The sequence below is a fragment of the Pseudomonas ficuserectae genome, from assembly GCF_024584585.1.
GTDB classification, from domain to species: Bacteria; Pseudomonadota; Gammaproteobacteria; order Pseudomonadales; family Pseudomonadaceae; genus Aquipseudomonas; species Aquipseudomonas amygdali.
Map to the genome: position 1 here is coordinate 3,415,520 of NZ_CP085684.1, position 23,541 is coordinate 3,439,060.

The 23,541-nt window shown below is 57.7% G+C and carries 16 protein-coding genes; 5 read left to right on the plus strand and 11 right to left on the minus strand.

What is annotated here, in order from left to right; all coding sequences use genetic code 11:
* Window positions 1–263 precede the first annotated feature (263 nt).
* The 5 genes from LJU29_RS29350 to LJU29_RS15060 all read right to left on the minus strand — a co-directional run bounded on the left by LJU29_RS29350 (window position 264) and on the right by LJU29_RS15060 (window position 3,139).
* Window positions 264–623, minus strand: a complete 360-nt coding sequence (locus tag LJU29_RS29350; protein WP_004665522.1) for a hypothetical protein — start codon at window positions 621–623, stop codon at window positions 264–266.
* Window positions 624–672: 49 nt separating this feature from the next.
* A complete protein-coding gene (locus LJU29_RS15045) occupies window positions 673–1,116 on the minus strand; it encodes a hemerythrin domain-containing protein (RefSeq protein ID WP_057453527.1) in 444 nt (147 codons plus the stop codon).
* Between the two features lie 115 nt (window positions 1,117–1,231).
* Window positions 1,232–1,657, minus strand: a complete 426-nt coding sequence (locus LJU29_RS15050; RefSeq protein WP_054994943.1) for a DUF3830 family protein — start codon at window positions 1,655–1,657, stop codon at window positions 1,232–1,234.
* Window positions 1,658–1,774: 117 nt separating this feature from the next.
* Window positions 1,775–2,341 carry a GNAT family N-acetyltransferase gene (locus LJU29_RS15055; RefSeq protein WP_162233761.1) on the minus strand — a complete coding sequence of 189 codons (567 nt, stop codon included), beginning with the start codon at window positions 2,339–2,341 and terminating at the stop codon, window positions 1,775–1,777.
* 96 nt (window positions 2,342–2,437) lie between these two features.
* Window positions 2,438–3,139 carry a DUF3053 domain-containing protein gene (locus LJU29_RS15060; protein ID WP_005732846.1) on the minus strand — a complete coding sequence of 234 codons (702 nt, stop codon included), beginning with the start codon at window positions 3,137–3,139 and terminating at the stop codon, window positions 2,438–2,440.
* Between the two features lie 857 nt (window positions 3,140–3,996).
* On the opposite strand from LJU29_RS15060, the gene LJU29_RS15065 reads away from it, so the two are divergent.
* Window positions 3,997–4,827 carry a WaaZ-like lipopolysaccharide core biosynthesis protein gene (locus LJU29_RS15065; protein WP_054994942.1) on the plus strand — a complete coding sequence of 277 codons (831 nt, stop codon included), beginning with the start codon at window positions 3,997–3,999 and terminating at the stop codon, window positions 4,825–4,827.
* Window positions 4,828–5,242: 415 nt separating this feature from the next.
* Complete coding sequence (locus tag LJU29_RS15070) at window positions 5,243–6,832, plus strand: ABC-F family ATPase (protein WP_002553692.1); 1,590 nt, start codon at window positions 5,243–5,245, stop codon at window positions 6,830–6,832.
* 63 nt (window positions 6,833–6,895) lie between these two features.
* On the opposite strand, the gene LJU29_RS15075 is transcribed toward LJU29_RS15070, so the two are convergent.
* A complete protein-coding gene (locus LJU29_RS15075) occupies window positions 6,896–8,029 on the minus strand; it encodes a lactonase family protein (protein ID WP_054996418.1) in 1,134 nt (377 codons plus the stop codon).
* A 164-nt stretch (window positions 8,030–8,193) separates the two neighbouring features.
* On the opposite strand from LJU29_RS15075, the gene LJU29_RS15080 reads away from it, so the two are divergent.
* Complete coding sequence (locus LJU29_RS15080) at window positions 8,194–9,387, plus strand: MFS transporter (RefSeq protein WP_257110871.1); 1,194 nt, start codon at window positions 8,194–8,196, stop codon at window positions 9,385–9,387.
* Between the two features lie 252 nt (window positions 9,388–9,639).
* Complete coding sequence (locus LJU29_RS15085) at window positions 9,640–12,300, plus strand: autotransporter family protein (protein ID WP_257110872.1); 2,661 nt, start codon at window positions 9,640–9,642, stop codon at window positions 12,298–12,300.
* A gap of 30 nt (window positions 12,301–12,330) precedes the next feature.
* Here the strand turns inward: LJU29_RS15085 and glgB are convergent, their stop codons facing one another.
* The 3 genes from glgB to LJU29_RS15100 are packed head-to-tail and all read right to left on the minus strand — an operon-like array spanning window position 12,331 to window position 19,917.
* The gene (gene glgB / locus LJU29_RS15090; RefSeq protein ID WP_257110873.1) at window positions 12,331–14,556 is read right to left on the minus strand and encodes a 1,4-alpha-glucan branching protein GlgB; all 2,226 of its coding nucleotides are present in this window, start codon (window positions 14,554–14,556) and stop codon (window positions 12,331–12,333) included.
* Window positions 14,553–17,879 carry a maltose alpha-D-glucosyltransferase gene (gene treS / locus LJU29_RS15095; protein WP_122321384.1) on the minus strand — a complete coding sequence of 1,109 codons (3,327 nt, stop codon included), beginning with the start codon at window positions 17,877–17,879 and terminating at the stop codon, window positions 14,553–14,555. The genes glgB and treS overlap by 4 nt, the downstream gene beginning before the upstream one ends.
* Window positions 17,880–17,898: 19 nt before the next feature.
* Window positions 17,899–19,917: an alpha-1,4-glucan--maltose-1-phosphate maltosyltransferase gene (locus LJU29_RS15100; protein ID WP_257110874.1), complete on the minus strand. Its 2,019-nt coding sequence runs from the start codon at window positions 19,915–19,917 to the stop codon at window positions 17,899–17,901.
* Between the two features lie 293 nt (window positions 19,918–20,210).
* Between LJU29_RS15100 and LJU29_RS15105 the strand changes: the two genes are divergently transcribed.
* Window positions 20,211–20,369, plus strand: a complete 159-nt coding sequence (locus LJU29_RS15105; protein WP_080394727.1) for a hypothetical protein — start codon at window positions 20,211–20,213, stop codon at window positions 20,367–20,369.
* A gap of 48 nt (window positions 20,370–20,417) precedes the next feature.
* Here the strand turns inward: LJU29_RS15105 and LJU29_RS15110 are convergent, their stop codons facing one another.
* On the minus strand, window positions 20,418–21,164 hold the full coding sequence (locus LJU29_RS15110; protein WP_002553686.1) for an SDR family oxidoreductase: 747 nt from the start codon (window positions 21,162–21,164) through the stop codon (window positions 20,418–20,420).
* 102 nt (window positions 21,165–21,266) lie between these two features.
* Window positions 21,267–23,378, minus strand: a complete 2,112-nt coding sequence (locus LJU29_RS15115) for a putative bifunctional diguanylate cyclase/phosphodiesterase (protein WP_257110875.1) — start codon at window positions 23,376–23,378, stop codon at window positions 21,267–21,269.
* Between the last annotated feature and the right edge of the window lie 163 nt (window positions 23,379–23,541).

Consider the following 23,541-nt stretch of genomic DNA (forward strand, 5'->3'; position numbering starts at 1 on the left):
ATACGAGGCCTGCGAAAAACACCGCATAAAAATGTCGAGGCAAATCAAAAGGCTGGAGATGAAGGAATTGATGGCTGGGTGATATTACGGCTTGAGGGCATCGCTACCATTTGTCACGTTTGAGTGGTAAGGCCCCACTCTTGTGCGCGCGCGCTATCGAGTACGCAGTACTGGTGCAGGCGCAATGGTCGCGCCGCAGTGAAGATAGGAGGCAAAGCGCCACGAACTACTTGCCAATGCGGGAGCATTGGCAAGAGATTCAGTCAGAGGCAGGTAGCAATCGCAGCAGATCGCAAGGCGGCCTGGGTATCGCCCTGCGGGGCGTAGAACTCGACAGCAGTGGCAGGACCTTTGGCGTGTACGTCTGCGAAATACCTGGATTCGGTAGTGAACACGGTGAAGCCGCCACCGGAAAGATCATGCAGGAACACATCTGAAGATGTGCCAAACATCGCTTCGTTCTGCCAGGTCACCTGAATGCACTGGGCAACGGCGGCATCCTGCTTGGCACTCGACAGGACCTTGAATGGCCCTGCCGCACGTGCTGAGTTTGAAGGCGCTGCGCACCCGGCCAGAACCGTTGCCGCAATCACCGTTGCGCTCGTCAAAAACAGAAGCTTCATGTCGTGCCTTCGCTAATGAAAAAGCCGATTCTAGCACTGCACGGGCCTATTACCCCTCAGCCAATTGCTCTTCGTATTCCTTCACGTATTCGCCAGCCAGGCTCTGTTTCTGCTTTTCATCAAGTAACTTGCCCGCCATCTGAAAGAACTTCTGCTCTTCTTCCTTCAAGTGGTGATGCACTTTTTCCGACAACTTTTTCGCAGTCGCCAGCCAGGCCGGGCTCGACATCTCGGCTTCATCGAGCTCTTCCATCATCTCGTCCATTTCATGATGCTCGGAAATGGCATGGCGACTAAGGTCCACGCCGTTGTCGTGGGCCATCAGGGGAATGTAGAAAAACCGCTCTTCGGCTGTCTCGTGAGCCTGAAGCTCATCCTTGAGCTGTTTGTAGGCTTTTTCCCGTTCGACACTGTCGCCGCTGGTCTGGATCAGTGCGTCAGCGTAACCGCGCTGACGATCATGGCTTTCACGCAATGCTTCAAAGATATTCAAGGTCTTGTCTCCAGGTCGGCTTCCGGGAGCTGGAAGCATTGTGGACTAGACCCCTGGCGAAGATCAGCAGTTCCGAGAAATGTTGGCAAATGACTACTGCGCAATAACCGCAGGCTCAGGCCAGCTCGAAAACCACATCCTGAGCGCCTTCCCAAAGCGTCTTGACGCCCAGTTTGCGCAAGTTTTCCTTGCCTTGAGTGATGGTCAGAAAGTGATTGCCGGCCAGCTGCCCCATCTTGCTGGCGAAACAGCACGAACCGTACGCCAGGATAATCTCGGTTTCGCTGTAACCGCCCGGATAGAACAGAATGTCGCCCACAGAAGGATGACTGGTCGCGTTCTCGAAACCGATCAACGTGTCATCCAGCTTCAATTGATAATCATCCAGTGGCACCCAGCAGCCCTCACCACTCCAGCGCACATGGATGAATTTCTGCCGATAAGGCAGCAGCTTGAGAAACGCTTCCACCGTTTGCGGCGCATCCGGATTGGCTTCGGCCAGAAACTCGTATCCGCCCGCGGTAATTTTGATGGTGGTCACTGCAACGACTCCTTGAAGGCAACAATGCTCAGAATGATGCGCAAGGATAAACGCGAGTCTTGTGAGGCGTCACGGAGTTCCGCTGCGCTCACAGGGACACACATCTGCAATCGTTGATCAAACAGAATTCCGCGTCAGATTTGACCCGCCGAGCAGTTTGGCGAATAGCCTATTCTCATGCGTTTCGCCCTGAAACTCATAACGTGGCGAACCTTTCACTTCATAACCCTGCCGCGGGTAAAACCCCAACGCGCGCGGGTTGCCAACCCAGACAGTCGCCCACATCAACGCCGCCTTTCTGGCCGTAGCGCGCTGCTCGGCGGCTTCGAGTAACAGTCGCCCTGCTCCACATCCAGTGAAACGTTCCTGCACATAGAGGCGTTGCAACTCGGCAGCCGTTGATACGCCGAGCATCGGGTGATCGACGCACAGCGTTACCTGAGCGAAGCCGATCAGATGCCCTAGGGATTCAGCCACGATAATGAGCGCTTCCGGTTTGCCAAGCAGACGCGCAAACGCCTGCGGGGAGAACGCGTCGAAGGCTTCGCGTGCGATGGACTCACGGATGCCCTGCGTTGCGTAGGTGTCGAGAAAGACCTGCATGCCCAGCGCGCTCAGGCATATAGCGTCAGCGGGCACTGCTTCACGCAGGGCAATCGTCGATGAGAGAGGTTTGATTATCAAACAGGCAGACCCTGGGTCAGGCAAACAGACACGCGAATCATACCCGACACACGGCCTGGCCCGGCAACAAGGCCGGGGCAAGCCGCCAGATCAGTCTCAGCGACCGGTCATGAGCGATTGCAGGCGAGCCTGAGCCTGCTGAGCGTTTTTGCCCTGCTCGTTCAGCTCTTGCAGCAATTTGTTGAGTTCAGCCTGTACGACCGGATCCTTGACGGTTATCGCCGAACCGGAGATATCGATTTGCGATTTGTGCGCGTCCACATAATCGGCAACCTTCAGGCCGCTCGAAAACGTGCCCTTTATTTGCGGCAAGACTTCACGGAACGTGTTGGCGGGCACGCTCACAGTCCGGTCATAAGCCTTGTCGTAAACGACTTTCAAGTCATCGGGCTGCTTGAGTTTGGCATGTGCCGCATCGGCCTTGCCCTGCTCGATGGTCAACTTCTCGCCGACCTCATCCAGACCTGTCTGCACGGCAGCCAGGTCTGCGCGACGTTGAATGACATCGCTTACCGAGCGAAAGGATCCTTTCTGCATCAAGCCAGCGAGAGGCTGCACTGCAGTGTCCATGCCCGCGCCGAAGTCGGAAATAACGGCATAGTGCGAGCTGTAGTCACCAAAGGCTTTCTTTTCATCGTCCGTCAGTTTGGGAACGTGCACACCTGGCTTGTCGATAATTCGGGTTTGCAGAAACTGAGTGAACGCAGTGCGTTGTTCGGGCTCCTTATCCCCGCAGCCAGTCAGCAACAGGGGTAAAGCAACAGCCAGCAGCAAGACTGGACGGAAAAGGGACTTCATGTCAGGAACCTCCGGGTGATGAGAATGCGCGCTCATAGGCACGGCCCGATGAACGCGAGCGTGCTTATAGTCTCGTCGTCACCTCATCTAGTTCCGCGACGGGTGAATTTTGAGAAGTCCCGTCCCCAGACCGGCTCACGGAAAATCCGCTCCTTCTCAGCTATTTGAGTCAACAAACGCGAGTACTTCATAGCTTCGGTGCGACAGCACTAGCCAGGCAAAAGCTCGCCTCGCGGTGCCCGCCAGGAAAGTTCATTAACATTTCTTCATGAGGTGAAACGTTTCAGCGGCTAGTCTTCAGCGGACCGACAAAGTGAACAACAGGAGTCAATCACTATGTTTGCACACGAGGGCCTGGGCCTGATCCTTGTCTCCATCGTCTTTCTGCTCGGAGCGATTGCGATGTTCATTCACCCTTTCCACGCGCTGGGGAGCTGGTTCAGGAGGAAGCGGCAGGAACGGAAATCCGATTAGCCATCAATAAATTCGCCACAACAAGGAGGCCCGGTAATGCCGGGCCTTGCAGCCTCACCCTCTCCCGCCTTCCTTCCCTCGCACAGCGCCAAGACTGTGTGCATACACAGTATTGTTGCGTTAAGTGCATCTAGCGGCAGGAGCATTTACCACTAGTTTGATACTGGCCAATCAACATTAAACAATGCCGCGCGCCATGCCTTACATCCGAGAACATTGTAAAGGAATAGCAAATTCTCAAAAATGAGTCATCAATCTGTGGCGTGATGTTTCCAGTATGGTACGCTTTTGAGACTCTTTGATGTTGAACTAATGGCCACCAGCCAGTAGTATTGCGCGCAAAATGTCCCAACTAATTTGCCACTAGTGCTTACAGGGTAGTCATGACTAGTCAATCCATCAATGCGACTGCTTATCTTCGCAAATCGGCTGAAGACCACACTCCGAAGCCGACCCGCGTACTTGATTTCGGCAAATGTAGAGGCACCAGAAAAGGCCCGGTTCTTCTGATTGGCTCAGGTCAATCTGCCCGAAACTTCCCGATTCAAGATTTTTCGGACGTCCCCATGATTACCATGAACGGGGCGTTCTCGATGTTTGCAGAAACGAACATCAAGCCATTGTTCTACGTGTGTACTGACCGGGACTTTCCCAACCAGCAGCCCGAGCTGTTCGCCGCGGCAATGCGCGAAAGCGAGAATGTCGGCCTCTGGGAAGACCAGTTCAGCTCCGGCATTCCCAGGCCTTCCGGGCGCGCCTATGCGCTGAAGAAATCACCGAGGTTATCCACGGTTGCGGCGCTCTGCTCACGAGACGACGCACTGGTCAGAAAAGTGTCTTTATGGAGTCATAGAAGCAGGGATATCGGCTTCAGCAAAAACCTGGAATTGGGGTTTTTCGACGCTCGCACGGTCATGTATCTCGCCTTGCAATTGTCTTATCACCTTGGTTTTGACAGCGTCTTTCTCGTGGGCTTTGATATGAACCAGTCTGCAGGCCGATTCTATGAATCGTCGACAGATGTGTGCTCGCCTTGTGGACTGGACCAGCACTACGAATCAAGAATTCTCCCGTCACTGGAACTTATGTCGAAGCATGTAGTCGGGGATGATTTTCAAGTGTTCAATTTATCCGACAGCTCGCGAGTTCCGGATGAAGTCATTCCCAAGTTGAGCATTGATGAGGCTCGACTTAAAGTGAGCGTTGCCCGTTAGAGCGCTAGCCGAACGTAAACGACCTCCCGATCAGACAATTTGACGACTCAGTATCTTTCTTCTGCGACTTCTTTTGAAATCGCGCCTGCCTCTGCCTTGTGCACACGCTTTGAGCAAGGCTACCCAACAGGCTCCTGAGCAGGCCGGAACGTGGACAACTCGGCAATCCGGCACTGTCCACCATGTCACTGCCGCCCGACCTATGCGACAATGCGCGCCAATGTCTGGCATGAACCCCCACATTCATATCCCGGCAACGCGGCCATGGCAGGCTGCCGTTGCTGTAGACGTATGCCCGTTGGATCAGCTCATGCTCAGGCGGAGCAGGCTGAACAGCTCCGGTCGTGTCTCGAACACGACACCGCTGACACCAGCGCTCCCCAGTTATTGCCCAAGTTATTGATAGGTAAAGTAATTGATCTCCACAGCTAACATCACAATGCAGTTCGGCCCCAAACCCTTGTTCGAGAATGTCTCGGTCAAGTTTGGCGCCGGTAACCGTTACGGCCTGATTGGCGCGAACGGCTGCGGCAAGTCCACCTTCATGAAAATCCTCGGTGGCGACCTCGAGCCTTCGGGCGGTCAGGTGATGCTGGAGCCGAACGTACGACTGGGTAAGCTGCGCCAGGATCAGTTCGCCTACGAAGAATTCACGGTACTCGACACCGTGATCATGGGCCATGAAGAGCTGTGGAAGGTCAAGGCCGAGCGCGACCGCATCTACTCGCTGCCGGAAATGAGCGAAGACGACGGCATGGCCGTGGCCGAGCTGGAAACCGAATTTGCGGAAATGGACGGCTACACTGCCGAGTCCCGTGCCGGCGAATTGCTGCTGGGCCTGGGTATCGGCATCGAACAGCACAACGGTCCTATGAGCGAAGTATCGCCCGGCTGGAAACTGCGCGTTCTGCTCGCGCAGGCACTGTTCTCCGATCCGGAAGTGCTGTTGCTCGACGAACCGACCAACCACCTGGACATCAACACCATTCGCTGGCTGGAAAACATCCTCACCCAGCGCAACAGCCTGATGATCATCATCTCCCACGACCGTCACTTCCTGAACAGCGTGTGCACGCACATGGCCGACCTGGATTACGGCGAGTTGCGCCTGTTCCCGGGCAACTATGACGAGTACATGACCGTCGCGACCCAGTCCCGCGAGCAATTGCTGTCCGACAACGCCAAGAAGAAGGCACAGATCTCCGAGCTGCAATCGTTCGTCAGCCGCTTTTCGGCCAACGCATCGAAAGCCAAGCAGGCCACGTCCCGAGCCAAGGCGATCGACAAGATCCAGCTGGCCGAGGTCAAGCCGTCCAGCCGTGTCAGCCCGTTCATTCGTTTCGAACAAACCAAAAAGCTGCACCGTCAGGCGGTCATTGTCGATCGCATGGCCAAAGGCTTCGATGGCAAGACACTGTTCAAGGACTTCAGCTTCCAGGTCGAAGCCGGCGAACGTGTTGCAATCATCGGTCCGAACGGCATCGGCAAGACCACCCTGCTGCGCACCCTGGTCAACGAGTTGCAACCCGATGCAGGCACGGTCAAGTGGACCGAGGCAGCGGAAATCGGTTACTACGCTCAGGACCATGCTCACGATTTTGAAGACGAATCTACCCTCTTCGACTGGATGGGCCAGTGGACGCAAGGCGGCGAGCAAATGGTACGTGGCACTCTGGGCCGCATGCTGTTCTCCAATGACGAGATCCTCAAGTCGGTCAAAGTGATTTCCGGTGGTGAACAGGGCCGCATGCTGTTCGGCAAGCTGATCCTGCAAAAACCGAACGTGCTGGTGATGGACGAACCGACCAACCACCTGGACATGGAATCCATCGAAGCGCTGAACCTTGCGCTGGAAAACTACCCGGGCACCCTGATTTTCGTCAGCCACGACCGCGAGTTCGTGTCCTCGCTGGCAACCCGCATCATCGAACTCAGCCCAAGCGGCGTGATCGACTTCAGCGGTACCTACGACGACTACCTGCGCAGCCAGGGCGTTTCGTTCTAAGCCTGTCAGACTGCTACAGCAAAAAGCCCTGTCTTGTGACAGGGCTTTTTATTTTCAAAACCGCTACTGGCCCGGCTGGCTGAGCATTTCAATCCACAACGCACCCTTGCCCGAGGGCGCTTCGCTGACCCGCTGCAAGGCACCGTTCGCCGCAATGGCGTAACTGCCGACCTTGTCGCTTTTCTCACCGCTCACCAGCAACCAGCGCCCATTGGGTGACACAGCGATATTGCGTGGCTGTTTTTCCTGCACCGGATAGTTTTCAACAAACGTCACCTGGCCGCTGGCAGGCTCGACCTTGAACACCGACACGCTGCTGGTAGTGCGCTCGCTGATAAACAGCCACTTGCCATTCGGCGCGAGGCGAATGTCTGCCGCCCAGATACGCGGGGTGGGATCGTCCTTGAGATCGTTGTTGCGCGCATCACGGGCCTGGCCCGGCGCCAGGTTCAAGCGTTTCGGGATACCGTCCGCCTCGCCTGTCTGCTTCAACGCACCGGTTTTCTGGTTGATCGCGAAGGCAGTTACGGTGCCACTCATTTCGCCAACCACGTACAGAAATTTGCCATCGGAAGAGAATGCCAAGTGGCGCGGGCCGTTATTAGCGGCAACGGCAACGTAGCCCTCGCCAATGGGAACAAGCTTGCCGTCTTTTGGCTCCAGCCGGTATTGCAGAACACGATCAACGCCAAGATTACCGGCGTATACAAAACGGTTGCTCGGGTCGGTGCGCACCGAATGCGCATGCATGCCGGTCTTGTAGGTCTGGATACTGTCGCTTGGGCGGTGTTGCGCATCGATGGGCTGTACGCTGAGCAAATCGGCACCATAGGATGCGCCGAACAGGAAGCGCCCGCTGCGATCGGTAGACAAATAGGCCAGGCTCTCGGCCAATGGTGCCTGGCTCAGCGGCTTGAGATGCCCTGTTGCAGGCTCGATGCTGAAACTCAGCACTTGATAAGGCTTGGAACGCAGCGCTGCAAATAACGCTTTGCCGTCCGGTGAGATGGCCATCGGATTGACCTGGTCTCCGGCTTTGGTCTGCTCGACCAGGCTGAGCGCGCCGCTCTGCTCATCCAGACGGTATTGGGATATAAGGCCGTCAGTGGGACTGGAAATGTAAGCAAACGTGGCTGCCTGGGCAGGCAGGCCAAACGAACAACCGACTGCAGCGGCCAGCAACAGAATATTTCTCATGGTGAACCTTTTTATTATTGTGGTGTGATCAGTCATCCTATGACCATATCTACAGAACAGCAACTGCCTGATAATCAGCCCCCATAAAACCGTTAGCCTGCTTTCTTTTAGTCACAGTGCACGCCATGATGAGGCACTCCCACCGCCTGCCAGCGAAGAGCCCAATGCCTGCCGCACACTCCAGTTCCATGACGATTACCCTGCAGATCGTTTCCATCGTTTTCTACACGTTCATCGCCTTCCTGTGCATCGGCCTGCCTATTGCGGTGCTGCCCGGTTATGTTCACGACCAGCTGGGTTTCAGCCCGTTGATTGCAGGCCTGACCATTGCCTCGCAATACCTGGCAACGCTGCTGAGTCGACCTTTTGCCGGCCGGGCGACCGACACGCTGGGCAGCAAGCGCTCTATCGTGTTCGGACTGTGGGGCATCGTCATCAGTGGCAGCATGACGTTACTGGCAACGCTGCTTCAGGAGTTCGCCACGTTGAGCCTGTCGATTCTGATCGTTGCGCGACTGTTTCTCGGCGTTTCCCAAGGGCTTATCGGAGTTGGCACTATCAGTTGGTGCATCGGCAAACTCGGCGCAGAACATACGGCCCGATCAATCTCGTGGAACGGCATCGCGTCCTATGGTGCGATAGCCATTGGTGCACCGCTGGGCGTGATTGTCATCGATGCCGAGGGTTTCAACAGCCTGGGGGTCGCCTTGATCGTGATGGCAGGGCTGGCACTTTGGCTGATCCGCAACAAGCCATCGGTACCGGTCGTAGTCGGTGAGCGCCTGCCCTATTGGTCAGTGTTCGGCCGGATCGCGCCTTATGGTCTGGGACTGACGTTGTCCTCCATCGGCTACGGCACGCTGACCACCTTCATCACCCTGTTTTATCTAAGCCGCGGCTGGGAAGGTGCGGCCTATTGCCTGAGCATGTTTGGCGTGTGCTTTATCCTCGCCCGCCTGCTGTTCATCGGTGCCATCAACCGGCTCGGCGGCTACAACGCGGCCATCTTCTGCATGGCTGTGGAGATCTGCGGACTGCTGATGCTCTGGCTTTCACCGAGCAGCGGCATTGCTCTGGCTGGGGCCGGACTGACCGGTGTGGGGCTTTCACTGGTCTACCCGGCGCTGGGCGTGGAAGCGATCAAAAGCGTACCTACCCCCAGCCGAGGCGCAGGCCTGAGTGCCTACGCTGTGTTCTTCGATCTGGCCTTGGCAATTGCCGGCCCTGTAATGGGGGCTATTGCCTTGGGTCAGGGCTATGACTGGATATTTTTTTACGCGGCGTTGCTGTCGGTGTGCGCGCTGGCGCTGACAATCTGGTTATCACGCCGCACCGCCAACCAAACATATCCAGCATGAACACTACCTTTAGCGCATAAGTTTTTTACTTGTAATTCCAATAGTTGGTAGCAAAAGTTTAAATCTCGCCACCGGTCGGTCAACTTCTTGACGCATCGACCAACGACCTCTTGACTTCGTACTGCGGGCCTTGAAAACAGGCCCGCAAAGCGACCGTCGCCAGCCTTGGGGCGACGTCACTGAGCGTGGCAGTCTGGCGCCTTGATCCGTTTCGATTGCCTCCCTGCTGCCTGCCTGGCCGGGAGAGCTGTCATGAAAATTCGTTGTATTCATCTGTACCACACCCGTAATGTTCTGCCATTCATTATGCTGGCCATTATTCCGTCCTGTGCGGAGGGAGCCTGCGCACTTGAGTCCTCGACGTCGTCCGGCGCTCAAGTCTGCGACAGTGACATCAGCGGCTCATTTATCGGTCTGAGCGGCAATCACATTCTGATATTTCCCAAAGGCGGAACAGGCACGGTCGCCGGCGATATCAGCTATGGGTCAGGAATCGACAGCGTTGATATGCAGTCAGGCCGTATTCTCGGCAACGTCACCCAGAGTGCCGGAATCGACTCATTCACGCTGTCGGCGGGCGAGATCAGCGGCGGCCTGAACCAGGGCGACGATCCCGACGACTTTTTCATGAGCGGCGGTACGCTGGGCTCGCTGGCACAGGGCGACGGGCGAGATACCTTTCTGATGACCGGAGGCACCATCACTCGTGCGTTCGAGGACGGCGACGTTGCGGTGATGACCGGCGGCAGCATTGGCCGAGTTGACATGAAGCTCGACAACAACGTGTTCGAGATGTCCGGTGGCACGATCATCAACAATCTGGTAACCGGCTTTGGCAGGGATACGATCACCCTCTTGGGCGGCTCTGTGGGCGGCAATGTCAGCGTCAGCGGCGGCGACGACCTGATCACCCTCAGCGGTGGCGATATTCGTGGTGAAGTTCGTGCCAGCGCCGGTAATGACAGCTTCAATTGGCTGAACGGTGGCTACGCCCGCAACAGTGTGTTGATGGCCGACGGCGATGATGCGGCGCGGCTGTACAACCTGAGCGAATATTACCTGAGCGCCAATCCGTTGCTTGACGGCGGCCCTGGCAATGACGCGCTGACTTTCGACAACGCTGTATCGTCGCAGCCGGGTCGCTATGCCAACTGGGAGACGGTCAACGTGAGTAACGGCTCGCAGCTGAATCTGGCCGGTAAGCTGGTCCTTGGTGACGGCGTGAGTAACACCGGCGTTCTGAACATTGATTCCACCAGTACGCTGATCTCGACCTCGGGCAGCATTGCGCCCTTGCGCGCCGCATCCCTCGCTTCACTGGAGAATGCCGGAACGCTGGACGTGAGCGATGCAGGACGCGCGCTCACTGGCACATTGACGGTGAACGGCAATTACACCGGCCAGAACGGGCGGCTGCTGTTGCTCTCGGCACTGGGCGATGATGCATCCGCCAGCGACCGACTGGTGGTGGCACAGGGTAGGATCAGTGGTTCTACGCGCATGATCGTCAGCAACGCGGGTGGGCTGGGCGCCCTGACCCTTGGCAACGGCATTGAAGTGGTACAAGCCATCAACGGTGCAACCAGCGATAGCAGCGCCTTTTCGTTGCAAAGTCCGCTGTCTGCAGGCGCTTATCAGTATTACCTGTTCAAGGGCGGCGCCACTGCCGGCTCGGAGAACAGCTGGTTCCTGCGCTCTACGGTGATTGCGCCGCCAACGCCAGCGCCGCCCCCTGTCGAGCCCCTCCCCGAACCTGCACAGCCGACACCTGAGCCGACTCCCGAACCTGCTCCCGAGCCGACACCAACACCGCAACCTGTGCCCGCCCCGCTCCCAAACCCTGAGCCTGAGCCTGCGCCGACCACCCCGGCCCCGGTCCTCCCGGCAGCCGCACTGCCAGTGCCCGCGATCGGAACACCGCCACTGCCGGAACCCGTTCGCGGAGCCGCGCCCATCGCGTTGTACCGCCCCGAGGTCGCCAACTATTCAGTGGCAGCGCCAAGCGCTGCGGTCCTGGCGCTGAGTTCGCTGGGCACCTTTCATGAGCGCCAGGGTGATCAGGCGCTACTGGCCCAATACGGCATGGCGCCTGCCGGATGGGCACGTGTGTTTGGCAGCGACTTCAGGCAACGCTGGTCTGGAGACGTGAGCCCAAGCCTGGACGCTTCATTCAAGGGCTACCAGATCGGCCATGATCTGTATGCCTGGCACTTGGAAAGCGGGCGGAGCCAGCGCGTCGGGCTGTTCGTCGCCCATAACCGTCTGGATGGCAAGGTGAAGGGTTTTGCTGAAGGTTTCAGAAACTACGAAACAGGCCATCTGAAACTGAACGGGGAAAGCCTGGGCGCCTACTGGACGCTGACGACACCCGGTGGCGGGTACGTTGACGCAGTCGCGATGGGCACTCGCCTGGACGGCCGCAGCCGCTCCGTCAGGGGCACAGGCGTCGACATTGAAGGCCATGTGATGAGCCTGTCTGCAGAGGCCGGGTATCCGCTGCCACTCTCACAGCGCTGGGTTGCAGAGCCTCAGCTACAGATCATCTACCAACGCATAGACCTTCAGGATCAGCATGACGGCATTGCCCATCTCGGATTCGACAGTCAGTCTTACACCACAGGGCGCATCGGCATACGTTTCAAGGGGCGCTATCAATTCAGTAGCGTACCGATAGCGCCTTATCTGCGAGCCAACCTCTGGCACACCAAAGACGGCCATGACACGCTGACATTCGATCATGCAGATCAGATAAGAACCGAGCATCGATCAACGACGGGCAGTATCGGCGCCGGGATGATAGCGACATTGAGCAGCAAGGCCAGTCTGCACTGGAGCGCTGATTACCTTGTTGATCTGGGCGAACAAGGAACGGAGGGAGTGAACACCAGCCTGGGTTTCAGGCTGGTGTGGTAATGCGACCGTCAGCGCGGGGATGCACCCTGGTCAGTCTTTCTTCGGTTTGAGGATAAGCACGGCAAGCGGCGGCAGGTTCAGTTTCAGTGAAGCCTCCATCCCATGTGCTGGCTCGTCTTCGGTGTTCACTTCCCCACCATTGCCCATGTTAGAACCTGCGTAGGTTTCCGCGTCGCTGTTCAGCAACTCAGTCCATGCACCTGACACCGGCGCGCCGACACGATAATCCAGGCGCGGCACTGGCGTCATGTTGGCCACCACCAGCAGCGGCTCGCCATCATTGCTCCAGCGCAGGTAGGCAAACACGCTATTGGCCTGGTCGTCGCCGATCAGCCACTGGAAGCCCGCTGGATCAGCATCGCGCTGGTGCAACGCCTTTTCCTGACGATAGATTCGGTTCAGGTCGCTGACCAGCTTCTTCACGCCAATATGTTCAGCGTATTTCATCAAGTACCAGTCCAGTTCACGGTCGTGATTCCACTCACGCCACTGACCGAATTCACAGCCCATGAACAGCAGTTTCTTGCCCGGGTGCGTCCACATGAACGACAGATAAGCGCGCAGGTTGGCGAACTTCTGCCAGTGGTCACCCGGCATCTTGTCGATCAGCGAATGTTTGCCGTGTACCACTTCGTCATGGGAAATAGGCAGTACGAAGCGCTCTGACCACGCGTACACCAGGCTGAAGCTCAGCTTGCCGTGGTGGTGTCCGCGATTGATCGGGTCCTCCTCCATGTACTGCAGCGAATCATGCATCCAGCCCATGTTCCACTTGTAGTTGAAGCCTAGCCCACCCTGCTGGGTCGGCTCGCTGACACCTGGCCACGCGGTCGACTCTTCCGCAATAACCATGGTCCCAGGGGCTTCCAGCGCAACTACGTCGTTCAAATGACGCAGGAAGTCGATGGTTTCGATATTCTCTCGGCCGCCAAAGCGATTCGGCACCCATTCGCCAGCATTACGCGAATAGTCGCGGTACAGCATCGAAGCCACTGCATCCACTCGCAGACCGTCAATGTGATAATGCTTGAGCCAGTGCAACGCCGAGGCCAGCATGAAGCCGTGAACTTCGGTGCGCCCCAGGTTGTAGATCAGCGTGTTCCAGTCCTGATGGAAGCCTTCCTTGGGGTCGGCGTACTCGTACAGCGCGGTGCCGTCGAACTGCGCCAGGCCGTGGGTATCGGTCGGGAAATGCGCAGGCACCCAGTCAAGAATCACGCCTATTTCAGCCCGATGACAGGCGTCAACGAACGCGGCGAAATCTTCCGGCGAACCGTAGCGAGCAGTCGGTGCAAACTGGGCCAGCAACTGATAGCCCCATGACCCCCCGAACGGGTGCTCCATGATCGGCATCAGCTCAATGTGGGTGAAGCCGAGTTCCTTCACATAGGGAATCAAGCGGTCAGCCAGCTCGCGCCAGTTGTACTGTCGCCATTGACCGTCTTCGTGCTGCTCCATCTGCCACGAGCCTGCGTGCAGTTCGTAGATCGACAGCGGCGCGGCAACATCGTGGCGGCCTGTCCGTGATTGCAGCCATTCCTGGTCGTTCCACTCGAATTGCAGTGGCGCAGAGACCTTTGACGCGGTGTCGGGCGGCAGCGTAGTGGCCAGAGCCATAGGGTCGCTTTTCAGCGGTAGAATCCCGTGGGCACCGAGGATCTCGTATTTGTAGACTTCACCGGGCTGCAGACGCGGAACGAAAATCTCCCATACGCCGGTCGGGTGACGCAGGCGCATCGGGTGACGACGACCATCCCAGCTGTTGAAACTGCCGACCACCGACACACGGCGGGCATTCGGCGCCCAGACCGCAAAGCGCACACCGTCGACGCCATCGACGTTGGTCACTTGCGCGCCCAGGCAACTGCTCAGGTCGCGGTGGTTGCCTTCGGCAAACAGATAAAGGTCCATCTCGCCCAGCAGTGGACCGAAGCTGTAAGGGTCCTCGGTGATCTGCTCGCCGCCAGCCCATTGGATTTTCAGCAGGTAAGGCTGTGGCTGCTCGAGATGACCGACGAAAAACCCCGGCACCTCGCTCATTTCCATCTCGCCCAGCTCGCGACCATCATCTTTGGCCAGCAGACGCACGCTCAACGCAGCGGGCAGATAGGCACGAACGCATTGCCCGCTGCCGCCGTCACCGTGCGGACCCAGGATCGAGAAAGGATCACGGTGTTCCGCGCGGATCAGCGCGTCGAGGTCCGCAGCAGCGGGAATCGCGCGGCGGCCTGTGCCGGTTTTGTGAGGCGCACTCATATTGGCTCTCCATCAGACGGTTGCAGCAACCCACGCAAGCCTTGCAAGGGAACGGCCAACCAGGCTGGACGATTCTCGGCTTCGTAGATCACTTCATAAGCAGCTTTTTCAAGGGTGAACAATTCCAGTGCGGCGTCCTCCCCTTTTGCATCTTTCCAGGCATGGGCCATTCCGCTCGTTGCCGAGCGATAACCTTCGATAAAGGCTTCCCGCGCCTGCGCCAGGTAGGTCTCGGCGACACGTTTGCGAGCACCGGCAGCCTCAGGCGAGGTATCGACGCTTTGTGCGCTGCGTACTGCCATGGCGGCAGCGTAGTCAAACGAGCGCAAAATACCGCTGACGTCCTTGAACGGGCTGTGCTTGGCACGGCGTTCTTCAAGTGCGCGGGCCGGTTCACCCTCGAAATCGATCAGGTAGGCATCGCCTTTGACCACCAGCACTTGCCCGAGGTGCAAGTCACCATGCACGCGAATCCGCAGGCCACCTGCCGAGCGCTTGGCCAGACCTTCGACGCGCTGACGAATCTGCTTGCGCTGTGCAAGCAAATCGCTGACCAGTTGCTGATCGTCCTGTTCCAGATCGCCCTTGCGCTGCTCAAGCAGTTGCAAGGCGCGCTCAAGCTGAGCATTGACGCTGGTTCCGGAGGCCTTGCTGTCCTGACTGCTGGTGACTTCAACAGCGAAGTCTGCATTGTCGGTAGGCGACGCCAGAATCTGGTGCATTTCACCGAGACGCTGACCAAGGCTACGCGAAAAGTCCGCCAGCTCCAGCAACGCATTGTAATGCTGTTCCTGGCCGGAAACGCCATGCGCCAACTCATCGCGTACTGCGCGTTCCAGATTGTTCTGTGTCCACTCCCAAGCGTCACCCTGATTGCTCAGGTAGCCTTGGGCAATCATCAGCAGATTCGGTTTTCCGTCGTTGCCGACACGCACCACAGAGCCCAGCAACGGCGAGATATTCTTGAAGCCAGCGTTGGTCAGGAAAGCACCCATTTCCAGCTCCGGGTGCGTCCCGGCACTGACTTTACGAATCAGTTTGAGCACCAGGCTGCCACCGACGACCACCGAGCTGTTCGACTGCTCGGCAGACAGGTAGCGCACTTCCGACTCTGCGGTGAGGGCGAGCGGTGCCAGCTGCGAACTTTGCTCGAAACGCAACTCGCCGTCAGCGCAGGGGATGACCGTATCCGACTGCATGCCCTGAATCACTGCACGAATGAAGGTTTCCAGAGTGAACGCATCGGTGATCAGCCCTACATCACGATTACGCCGCACTCTGGCAAGTGCCAGTTGCTGTGGCAACGCGCTGCTGATGTCGTCTTCGGCGAGCAAGCCGAATGGCAGCTGATAGCGATCGGTCTGGCCGTCTGCAGTCACTTCTATTTCGCTGAGCAACACAGGGTGCGCCTCATCGCCGAAACGCACCGCATACGCGATATTGACCTGCTCTATGTCCTTGCCCTTGCCTGCGAACCAGCGGCGTTTTGGCAAATAAACAGCCAGTGACGTTTTTTCCATGGTGCTGCGCAGCGGCTCTTCGAGCAACTCCTCAAGGCGCTTCTTGAGCACCAGAGTCGGGAAGTCCGGCATGCTCTGCGCGGGTTCAACGTGCCAACTGGGCATTTGATTCTCCGAAGCCAGTAAAAACCAGTAAAAACCATACGGCGGGAGCGTCAGCAAATAGCTTAACTGCCCGATAGGCGGAAATGCGCTGCCACCGAGCATTTCCACCGGCACTGTGCCTGCGTAAGCCGACAGCTCAAGCTCAGCAGCCTGAGCGGCGCTGGAAACGTTGGCAACACACAACACCACTTCGCTGTGACCATCGGGTGCCGTGTACTCGCGGGTATACGCAAGAATGCGGCGGTTCGACGGCGAGAGCATTTTCAGCGTGCCACGCCCGAATGCCTTCTGCTGTTTGCGCACCGCCAGCATGCGTCGATTCCAGTTCAGCAGCGAGTGCGGGTCACGCTCCTGAATTTCGACGTTGACCGACTGAAAGCCGTACATCGGGTCCATGATCGGCGGCAATACCAGGCTGGCCGGGTCGGCCCGCGAAAAGCCGCCGTTGCGGTCGATCGACCACTGCATCGGCGTACGCACACCATCCCGGTCGCCTAGATAGATGTTGTCGCCCATGCCGATCTCATCACCGTAATACAACGTCGGCGTGCCGGGCATCGACAACAGCATGCTGTTCAACAGTTCGACCCGGCGGCGGTCCCGATCAACCAGCGGTGCCAGGCGTCGACGAATACCCAGGTTGATCCGCGCGCGGCGGTCAGCGGCATAGTAATTCCAGAGGTAATCACGCTCACGATCCGTCACCATTTCCAGGGTCAGCTCGTCGTGGTTGCGGAGGAAAATCGCCCACTGGCAATTCTCCGGAATTTCCGGTGTCTGGCGCAGAATATCGGTGATCGGAAAGCGGTCTTCCTGCGCCAGCGCCATGTACATGCGCGGCATCAGCGGGAAGTGAAACGCCATGTGACATTCGTCGCCATCCGGCCCCTTGCTGTCGCCGAAATACAGCTGGGTGTCTTCCGGCCATTGATTGGCCTCGGCCAGCAGCATGCGGTCCGGGTAGTTCGCATCGATCTCGGCGCGAATACGCTTGAGCACCTGATGGGTTTCCGGAAGGTTCTCGTTATTGGTGCCATCGCGTTCGATCAGGTACGGGATAGCGTCCAGACGCAAACCGTCAATGCCCAGGTCCAGCCAGAAGCGCATGACTTCAAGCACCGCATCCAGTACGTGCGGGTTATCGAAGTTCAAGTCCGGCTGGTGAGAGTAAAAGCGGTGCCAGAAGTATTGCCCGGCGACCGGGTCCCAGGTCCAGTTGGACGTTTCTGTGTCGAGAAAAATGATCCGCGTGCCGTCGTACTTCTGGTCGGTGTCCGACCAGACATAGAAATCCCGTGCCTTGGAGCCGGGCTTGGCATGACGCGCTTTCTGAAACCACGGGTGCTGGTCGGACGTATGGTTGATAACCAGCTCACTGATCACCCGCAGGCCACGCTTGTGCGCCTGGGCAATGAAGCGCTTGGCATCGGCCATGGTGCCGTAATCGCTATGCACATCGCGGTATTCGGAAATATCGTAGCCATCGTCCCGGCGCGGCGACGGGTAGAACGGCAGCAACCAGATGGTGTTGACCCCAAGCGCGGCAATGTAGTCGAGCTTTTCGATCAAGCCCGCGAAATCGCCGATCCCGTCGTTATTGGAATCGAAGAACGATTTCACATGAACCTGGTAAATCACCGCATCCTTGTACCAGAGCGGGTCTTTGATGAATGTCGCGTCACCGGGCTTCTTGGCCATTACTGACTCCTTGGGAGTGTTATTGCGCAGCCTGGATACGCCAGATTCCAAACGGTTGTGATGGATCAAGACGCGTGTGCTGATACTTGCCGTACCAGGTCCAGCGGTGTCCGGTCATCAGGTCTTCACCCGACGTCGCCGCGTCATCCGGCAGGCCCATTTCCCACAGCGGCAGCTCGAAATCTGCTTCCTGTGCGTTGAAGGGGTCAAGGTTGACGGCAATCAGAATGAAGTTGCTGCCATCCGCCGAACGCTTGCCGAAGTACAGAATGTTGTCATTCCACGCGTTATACAGTTTCAAGCCCAAGTGCGTTTGCAGCGCGGGGTTCTGCCTGCGAATGCGGTTAAGCTGGGCGATCTCGGCAATGATGTTGCCCGGTGCGGCATAGTCCCGAACGCGAATCTCGTACTTTTCCGAGTCCAGATACTCTTCCTTGCCGGGAATCGGTGCCGCTTCACACAACTCAAACCCCGAATACATGCCCCACAGCCCGGAGCCCATGGTGGCCAGCGCTGCACGGATCAGAAATCCAGGACGGCCAGACTCGTGCAGGAAGCGCGGGTTGATATCAGGTGTGTTGACAAAAAAGTTCGGGCGATAGCAGTCACGCCAAGGCACTTCGTTGAGCTGGGTGAAATACTCGGACAGCTCTGCCTTGGTGTTGCGCCAGGTGAAATACGTGTAACTCTGGCTGTAACCGACCTTGCCCAGCCGCGCCATCATGGCAGGCTTGGTGAACGCTTCGGCAAGGAACATGACCTCAGGATGCTGATTGCGCACCTCGCCGATCATCCACTGCCAGAAAGGCAGCGGCTTGGTGTGCGGATTATCGACGCGGAAAATCTTCACGCCTTCATTCACCCAGCCCAGAACGATGTCACGCAATTCCAACCACAGACCAGGGATGGCATGAGGCGCGTAGAAATCGACGTTGACGATGTCCTGATACTTCTTCGGCGGGTTTTCCGCATAGCGGATCGTGCCGTCCGGACGCCATGAGAACCAGCCCGGATGCTGCTTGAGCCAAGGGTGATCCTGCGAACATTGAATGGCGAAGTCCAGTGCGATTTCCAGCCCGTGATCGGCCGCAGCCTTCACCAGGTTACGGAAGTCTTCACGGCTGCCCAACTGTGGGTGAATGGCTTCATGGCCGCCATCCTCACTGCCAATTGCGTACGGGCTGCCCGGATCATCCGGCCCTGCGGTCAGAGAGTTGTTCGGCCCCTTGCGATGGGCACGGCCGATAGGGTGAATCGGCGGGAAGTACAACACGTCGAAACCCATGTCGCGGATGATCGGCAGACGCGAATGGACATCGTTGAAGGTGCCGTGGCGCGCAGGGTCATCAGTGATCGAGCGAGGAAACAGCTCGTACCAGCTGGCGAACTGGGCCAGCTCACGCTCGACATCCAGCGGAAATTCAACGCTACGACTCAGGAAAGCCTGATTATCAGCCAGCTTCATCAGGTATGCGGTTTCGCTGTGCAACAGCAACGCGACTTTCTCGTCTTTATCGCCCTGCTCCAGCTGACCTAGCAGGCTTTCAATCTGCTGGCGCTGCTCGTGCTGGCTGCGCTCAGCGGCATGCACCAGATGAATGCGCCCCTCTTCCAGTTCCAGGTCGACAGGCACGCCAGCGCCGAACTTCTTGTCCAGTTCATAACGATAGCTGCCGAACTGATCGATCCAGGCTTCAAGGCGAAACACATAGCGACTGACCGAAGTCGGGGTGAACTCACCGACCCAGCTGTCATTGCCCAGTTCGTGCATTGGCGCGCTATGCCAGGTGTCCTCATCGGCAGCACGCCAGCGGATATTGACCGCCATTTTGTCGTGCCCGTCGGCGTAGACCTTGCTGGTCACGGTGACCGGTTGCCCGATGATCGCCTTGGCCGCAAACAGGCCACCGTCGATCACTGGCAGCGTGTCTTCGATCACGATGCGGGGCAATTGCAGCGCCTGGGTCAGTGACAAGGGTTGGGTTGGGTGCGGTACATCGGTGGCCAGGGAATCCGGACCGTATGGCTGTTCACTCATCGAGCATCACTCCTCACGCCCCAGGGACGCTCCTGTGCATTCCATGCAATGGAAAAATTGACGGTATGGCAGCGGACAATCGCGAAATGCAGAAGACTCGTCGAATTCAGCTGCCTAGGTTCCGAGCGGTCAACGAAGGTAAAGTTCAAAGGTTTTGAGGTTGTCAGGTGGGCGAATTGAACATGAGCCAAACGCAGGGCAGAACAATCGGGCAAGGGTTATCCGGTTCAAATCAATTGAATCATCAATCAGGCCGGGGGGGCGTAAAAAGGGTCAACAAGGAGGCTGCAACCATGACTCTACCCAATCCAGTAGAAGTACCTGATCCAAACATCGACGACCCTGTTCTGCCCGAGCCCGTACCCGAGCAGGAGCCACCGCCCTCAACACAGCCCCCCGATCAAACACCGTTAGGCGACCCGCCCGCCAATGCGCCACCTGTAACGGTGTGACGAATCAGTAAGCGGTATCTGAAGGCGCTTGCCAGACCATGCACGCCTTCAGCGCCCGCCCGCCAGATCGATGAACGTTCCTGTGGCATACGACGCGTTGTCCGACAGCAGCCAGAGAATGGCCTCGGCCACTTCCTCCGCCGTACCGCCACGGCCCATGGGCAGTGCGCCCTCGAGTTTGCTGACGCGGAACGGATCGCCGCTCAGGGCGTGAAAGTCGGTGAAGATAAACCCCGGCCGCACCGCGTTGACGCGAATGTTCTCCCCGGCCACTTCCCTGGAAAGCCCGATGGTGAACGTGTCCAGCGCACCTTTCGAAGCGGCGTAATCCACATATTCTCCCGCCGAGCCCAAGCGGGCCGCGAGCGAGGATACGTTGACGATACTGCCACCGTGCCCGCCGTGACTCGGCAGCATGCGTAACAAGGCATGTTTGCTGCACAGCATAGGTCCGACGACGTTGGTCATCATCATTTTGAGCATTCGGAATTCGGACATGTCCTCGACTCTTGAAGCCTGAGCGAGCGTGCCTGCATTGTTGACCAGATGGGTAACGCGGCCGAGTTCCGAATCGACCCTGGAGAACAGGCGCATAATCTCGTCTTCGTTGCTGACGTCGGCCTGCAAGGTGATCGCCTGAGCACCCAGGGCCCTGACCTGCCCTGCCGTCTTTTCGGCTGCGGCATGATCAGACAGATAATTGATACAGATCCGATAGCCCTGTACAGCGGCCAGACGCGCAGTGGCTGCGCCGATTCCGCGCGAGCCACCGGTAATAATGAGGACTTTTTCCATGATTTTTCTCTGAAGCCAGCATCAAGGCGCAGCTAACACCCGCAGGTTAGCCAAACGGTTCTGATCGTGCCAGCCTTTGCCGTCCAGCGCCATCCATGCGCTTCAGAAAGCCGGTTGCCCAACATCGGGCACGTCAACTGCCGCCTTCGCCTCGGCGGCGCGAATTTCGTCGAGAAATTGCTCAGCCGGCAAAGGATAACCGAGCAGAAAGCCTTGCAGGGAGTGGCATCCCAAGTGCGTCAGGAAGCGCTTCTGAACCACTGTTTCTACGCCTTCGGCGACGATCCGCAGGTTCAACGCCTGCCCTACCGCAACGATGGCCGACACGATGGCGGCATCGTCGGTGTCATGCTCAAGGTCACGCACGAAACCTCGATCAATCTTGATTTCATTGGCGGGTAGGCGCTTCAGGTACATCAGGCTGGAGTAACCGGTGCCAAAATCGTCAATCGATAGATCCACGCCCATTTCCGACAGCCTTTGCAACACCGCCAGGCTGGCATCGGCGTCATGCATGGCCGTAGTCTCGGTGATTTCCAGGGTCAGGCAGTTGGCCGGGAGCTGATGTCTGGCCAGGGTATCCGCCACCGCAGTGACCAGCCCGGCATGACAGAACTGCAACGCTGACAGGTTCACCGCAATGCGCCAGTGCGCGTAGCCCTGGGTGTACCACTCACGCATCTGTCGGCAAGCCTCATCCAGTACCCACTCGCCGATCTGAATGATCAGGCCGGTTTTCTCTGCCATGGCGATGAACTGATCGGGGCCCATAACGCCTTGTTCCGGATGGTTCCAGCGCAATAGTGCTTCTGCGCCGAGGGGCAATCCGGTCAAAGCGTCGAACTTGGGCTGGTAATAGATACAGAACTGCCTGTGCTTGATCGCCTTGCGCAAGTCCTGAGACATCTGCAGCTGATTGCGTGCGTTGCTGTTCATCGACGCATCGAAAAAGCTGTAGCCGTTCTTGCCAGCCGCTTTGGTGTGATACATGGCGGCATCGGCGTTGATCAGAAGTTCGTGCTGGGTATTGCCATTGCCCGGGTACATGCAGATGCCGATGCTCAGCGAGATCTGCAATTGATGCTCGCCGATGGTAAACGGATTGCCTATTTCATTGACCTGACCCGTTGCGACAGCCAACGCATCCTGCGGGTCATGCAGTTCGACCAGCAGCACGAACTCATCACCACCGATCCTTGCCAGCGTGTCGTGCCGGTGCAGGTTGTTACGAAGACGCAAAGCGACCTGCCGCAACAGCAAGTCCCCGGTATGGTGGCCGAATGCGTCATTCACCGGTTTGAAACCATCCAGGTCCATGAACATCAACGCAAAGCAGCCGCCGCTTTCGCTGACTTTCTTCATCGCCTGCTCGATGCGATCCGTCAACAACACACGGTTCGGCAGTCCGGTGAGGTTGTCATGCAGAGCCAGGTGGGTAAGCTCCTGATTGGCTTCAGTCAGGGAATTGGCCAGGACAGCGGTACGTGTCTCGAGGTGGGAGTCGAGAATACAACTGAACAACGCGATACCCAGTATCGAAAGACTGGCGACCAGAACAATTCGGTCCAGTCCATTGCTGCTCAACCCATCGGGCAACGCACCACAAAAGCTGCCATCGGCAAAGGTGGCCGCCGCCATGCCGGTGTAATGCATACCGATGATGGCCGTTCCCAGCAGAATTGCCGCTACCGCACGCATCAGGTATACCCTGGGCCTTTGCTGGCGAAGACGAAACGCTATCCATAACGCCGCCGCAGAGGCGGCAATGCTGATCGCCAGGGAAAGCGCAAACAACCAGGGCGTGTATTCGATGCCGGGTTGCATGCGCATTGCCGCCATGCCGGTGTAATGCATGGCGCTGATGCCAAGCCCCAGCAACAACCCACCCAGGCCAATCTGCGCGGCGGATAATAGTGGCCGGGCGGCCAGCCACAGCGCGAAACCGGAAGACAGTATTGCGATCAGCAAGGACAACAGTGCCAACGGCACATCATAGCCAACGTCGATAGGCAGGACGAATGCCAGCATACCGATGAAGTGCGTCGACCAACTGCCAACGCCCATTGCGAATGCGCCGCCCGCAATCCATACATAAACGGCGCGGCCCCTGGCCGAAATAATACGGCCAACCAGATCGAGAGCAGTGTACGCAGCAACAATTGCGACGAGAACGGAGACCACGACGAGCGACGGGGTGTAGCTGCCAATCAACATAAACGCACCTGGAACCCAATGAGCGCGTCCATGCCGATACTGCGGGGGATGATTGTACGCAATAGCTGCCAAATGTCGCGGTATCTGGTCGAAAAGATGGCAACTAGCTATTGATTTTTCATTTATCACGAACAGTTCAAGAAAAACCGCCTTTGCCACGTGA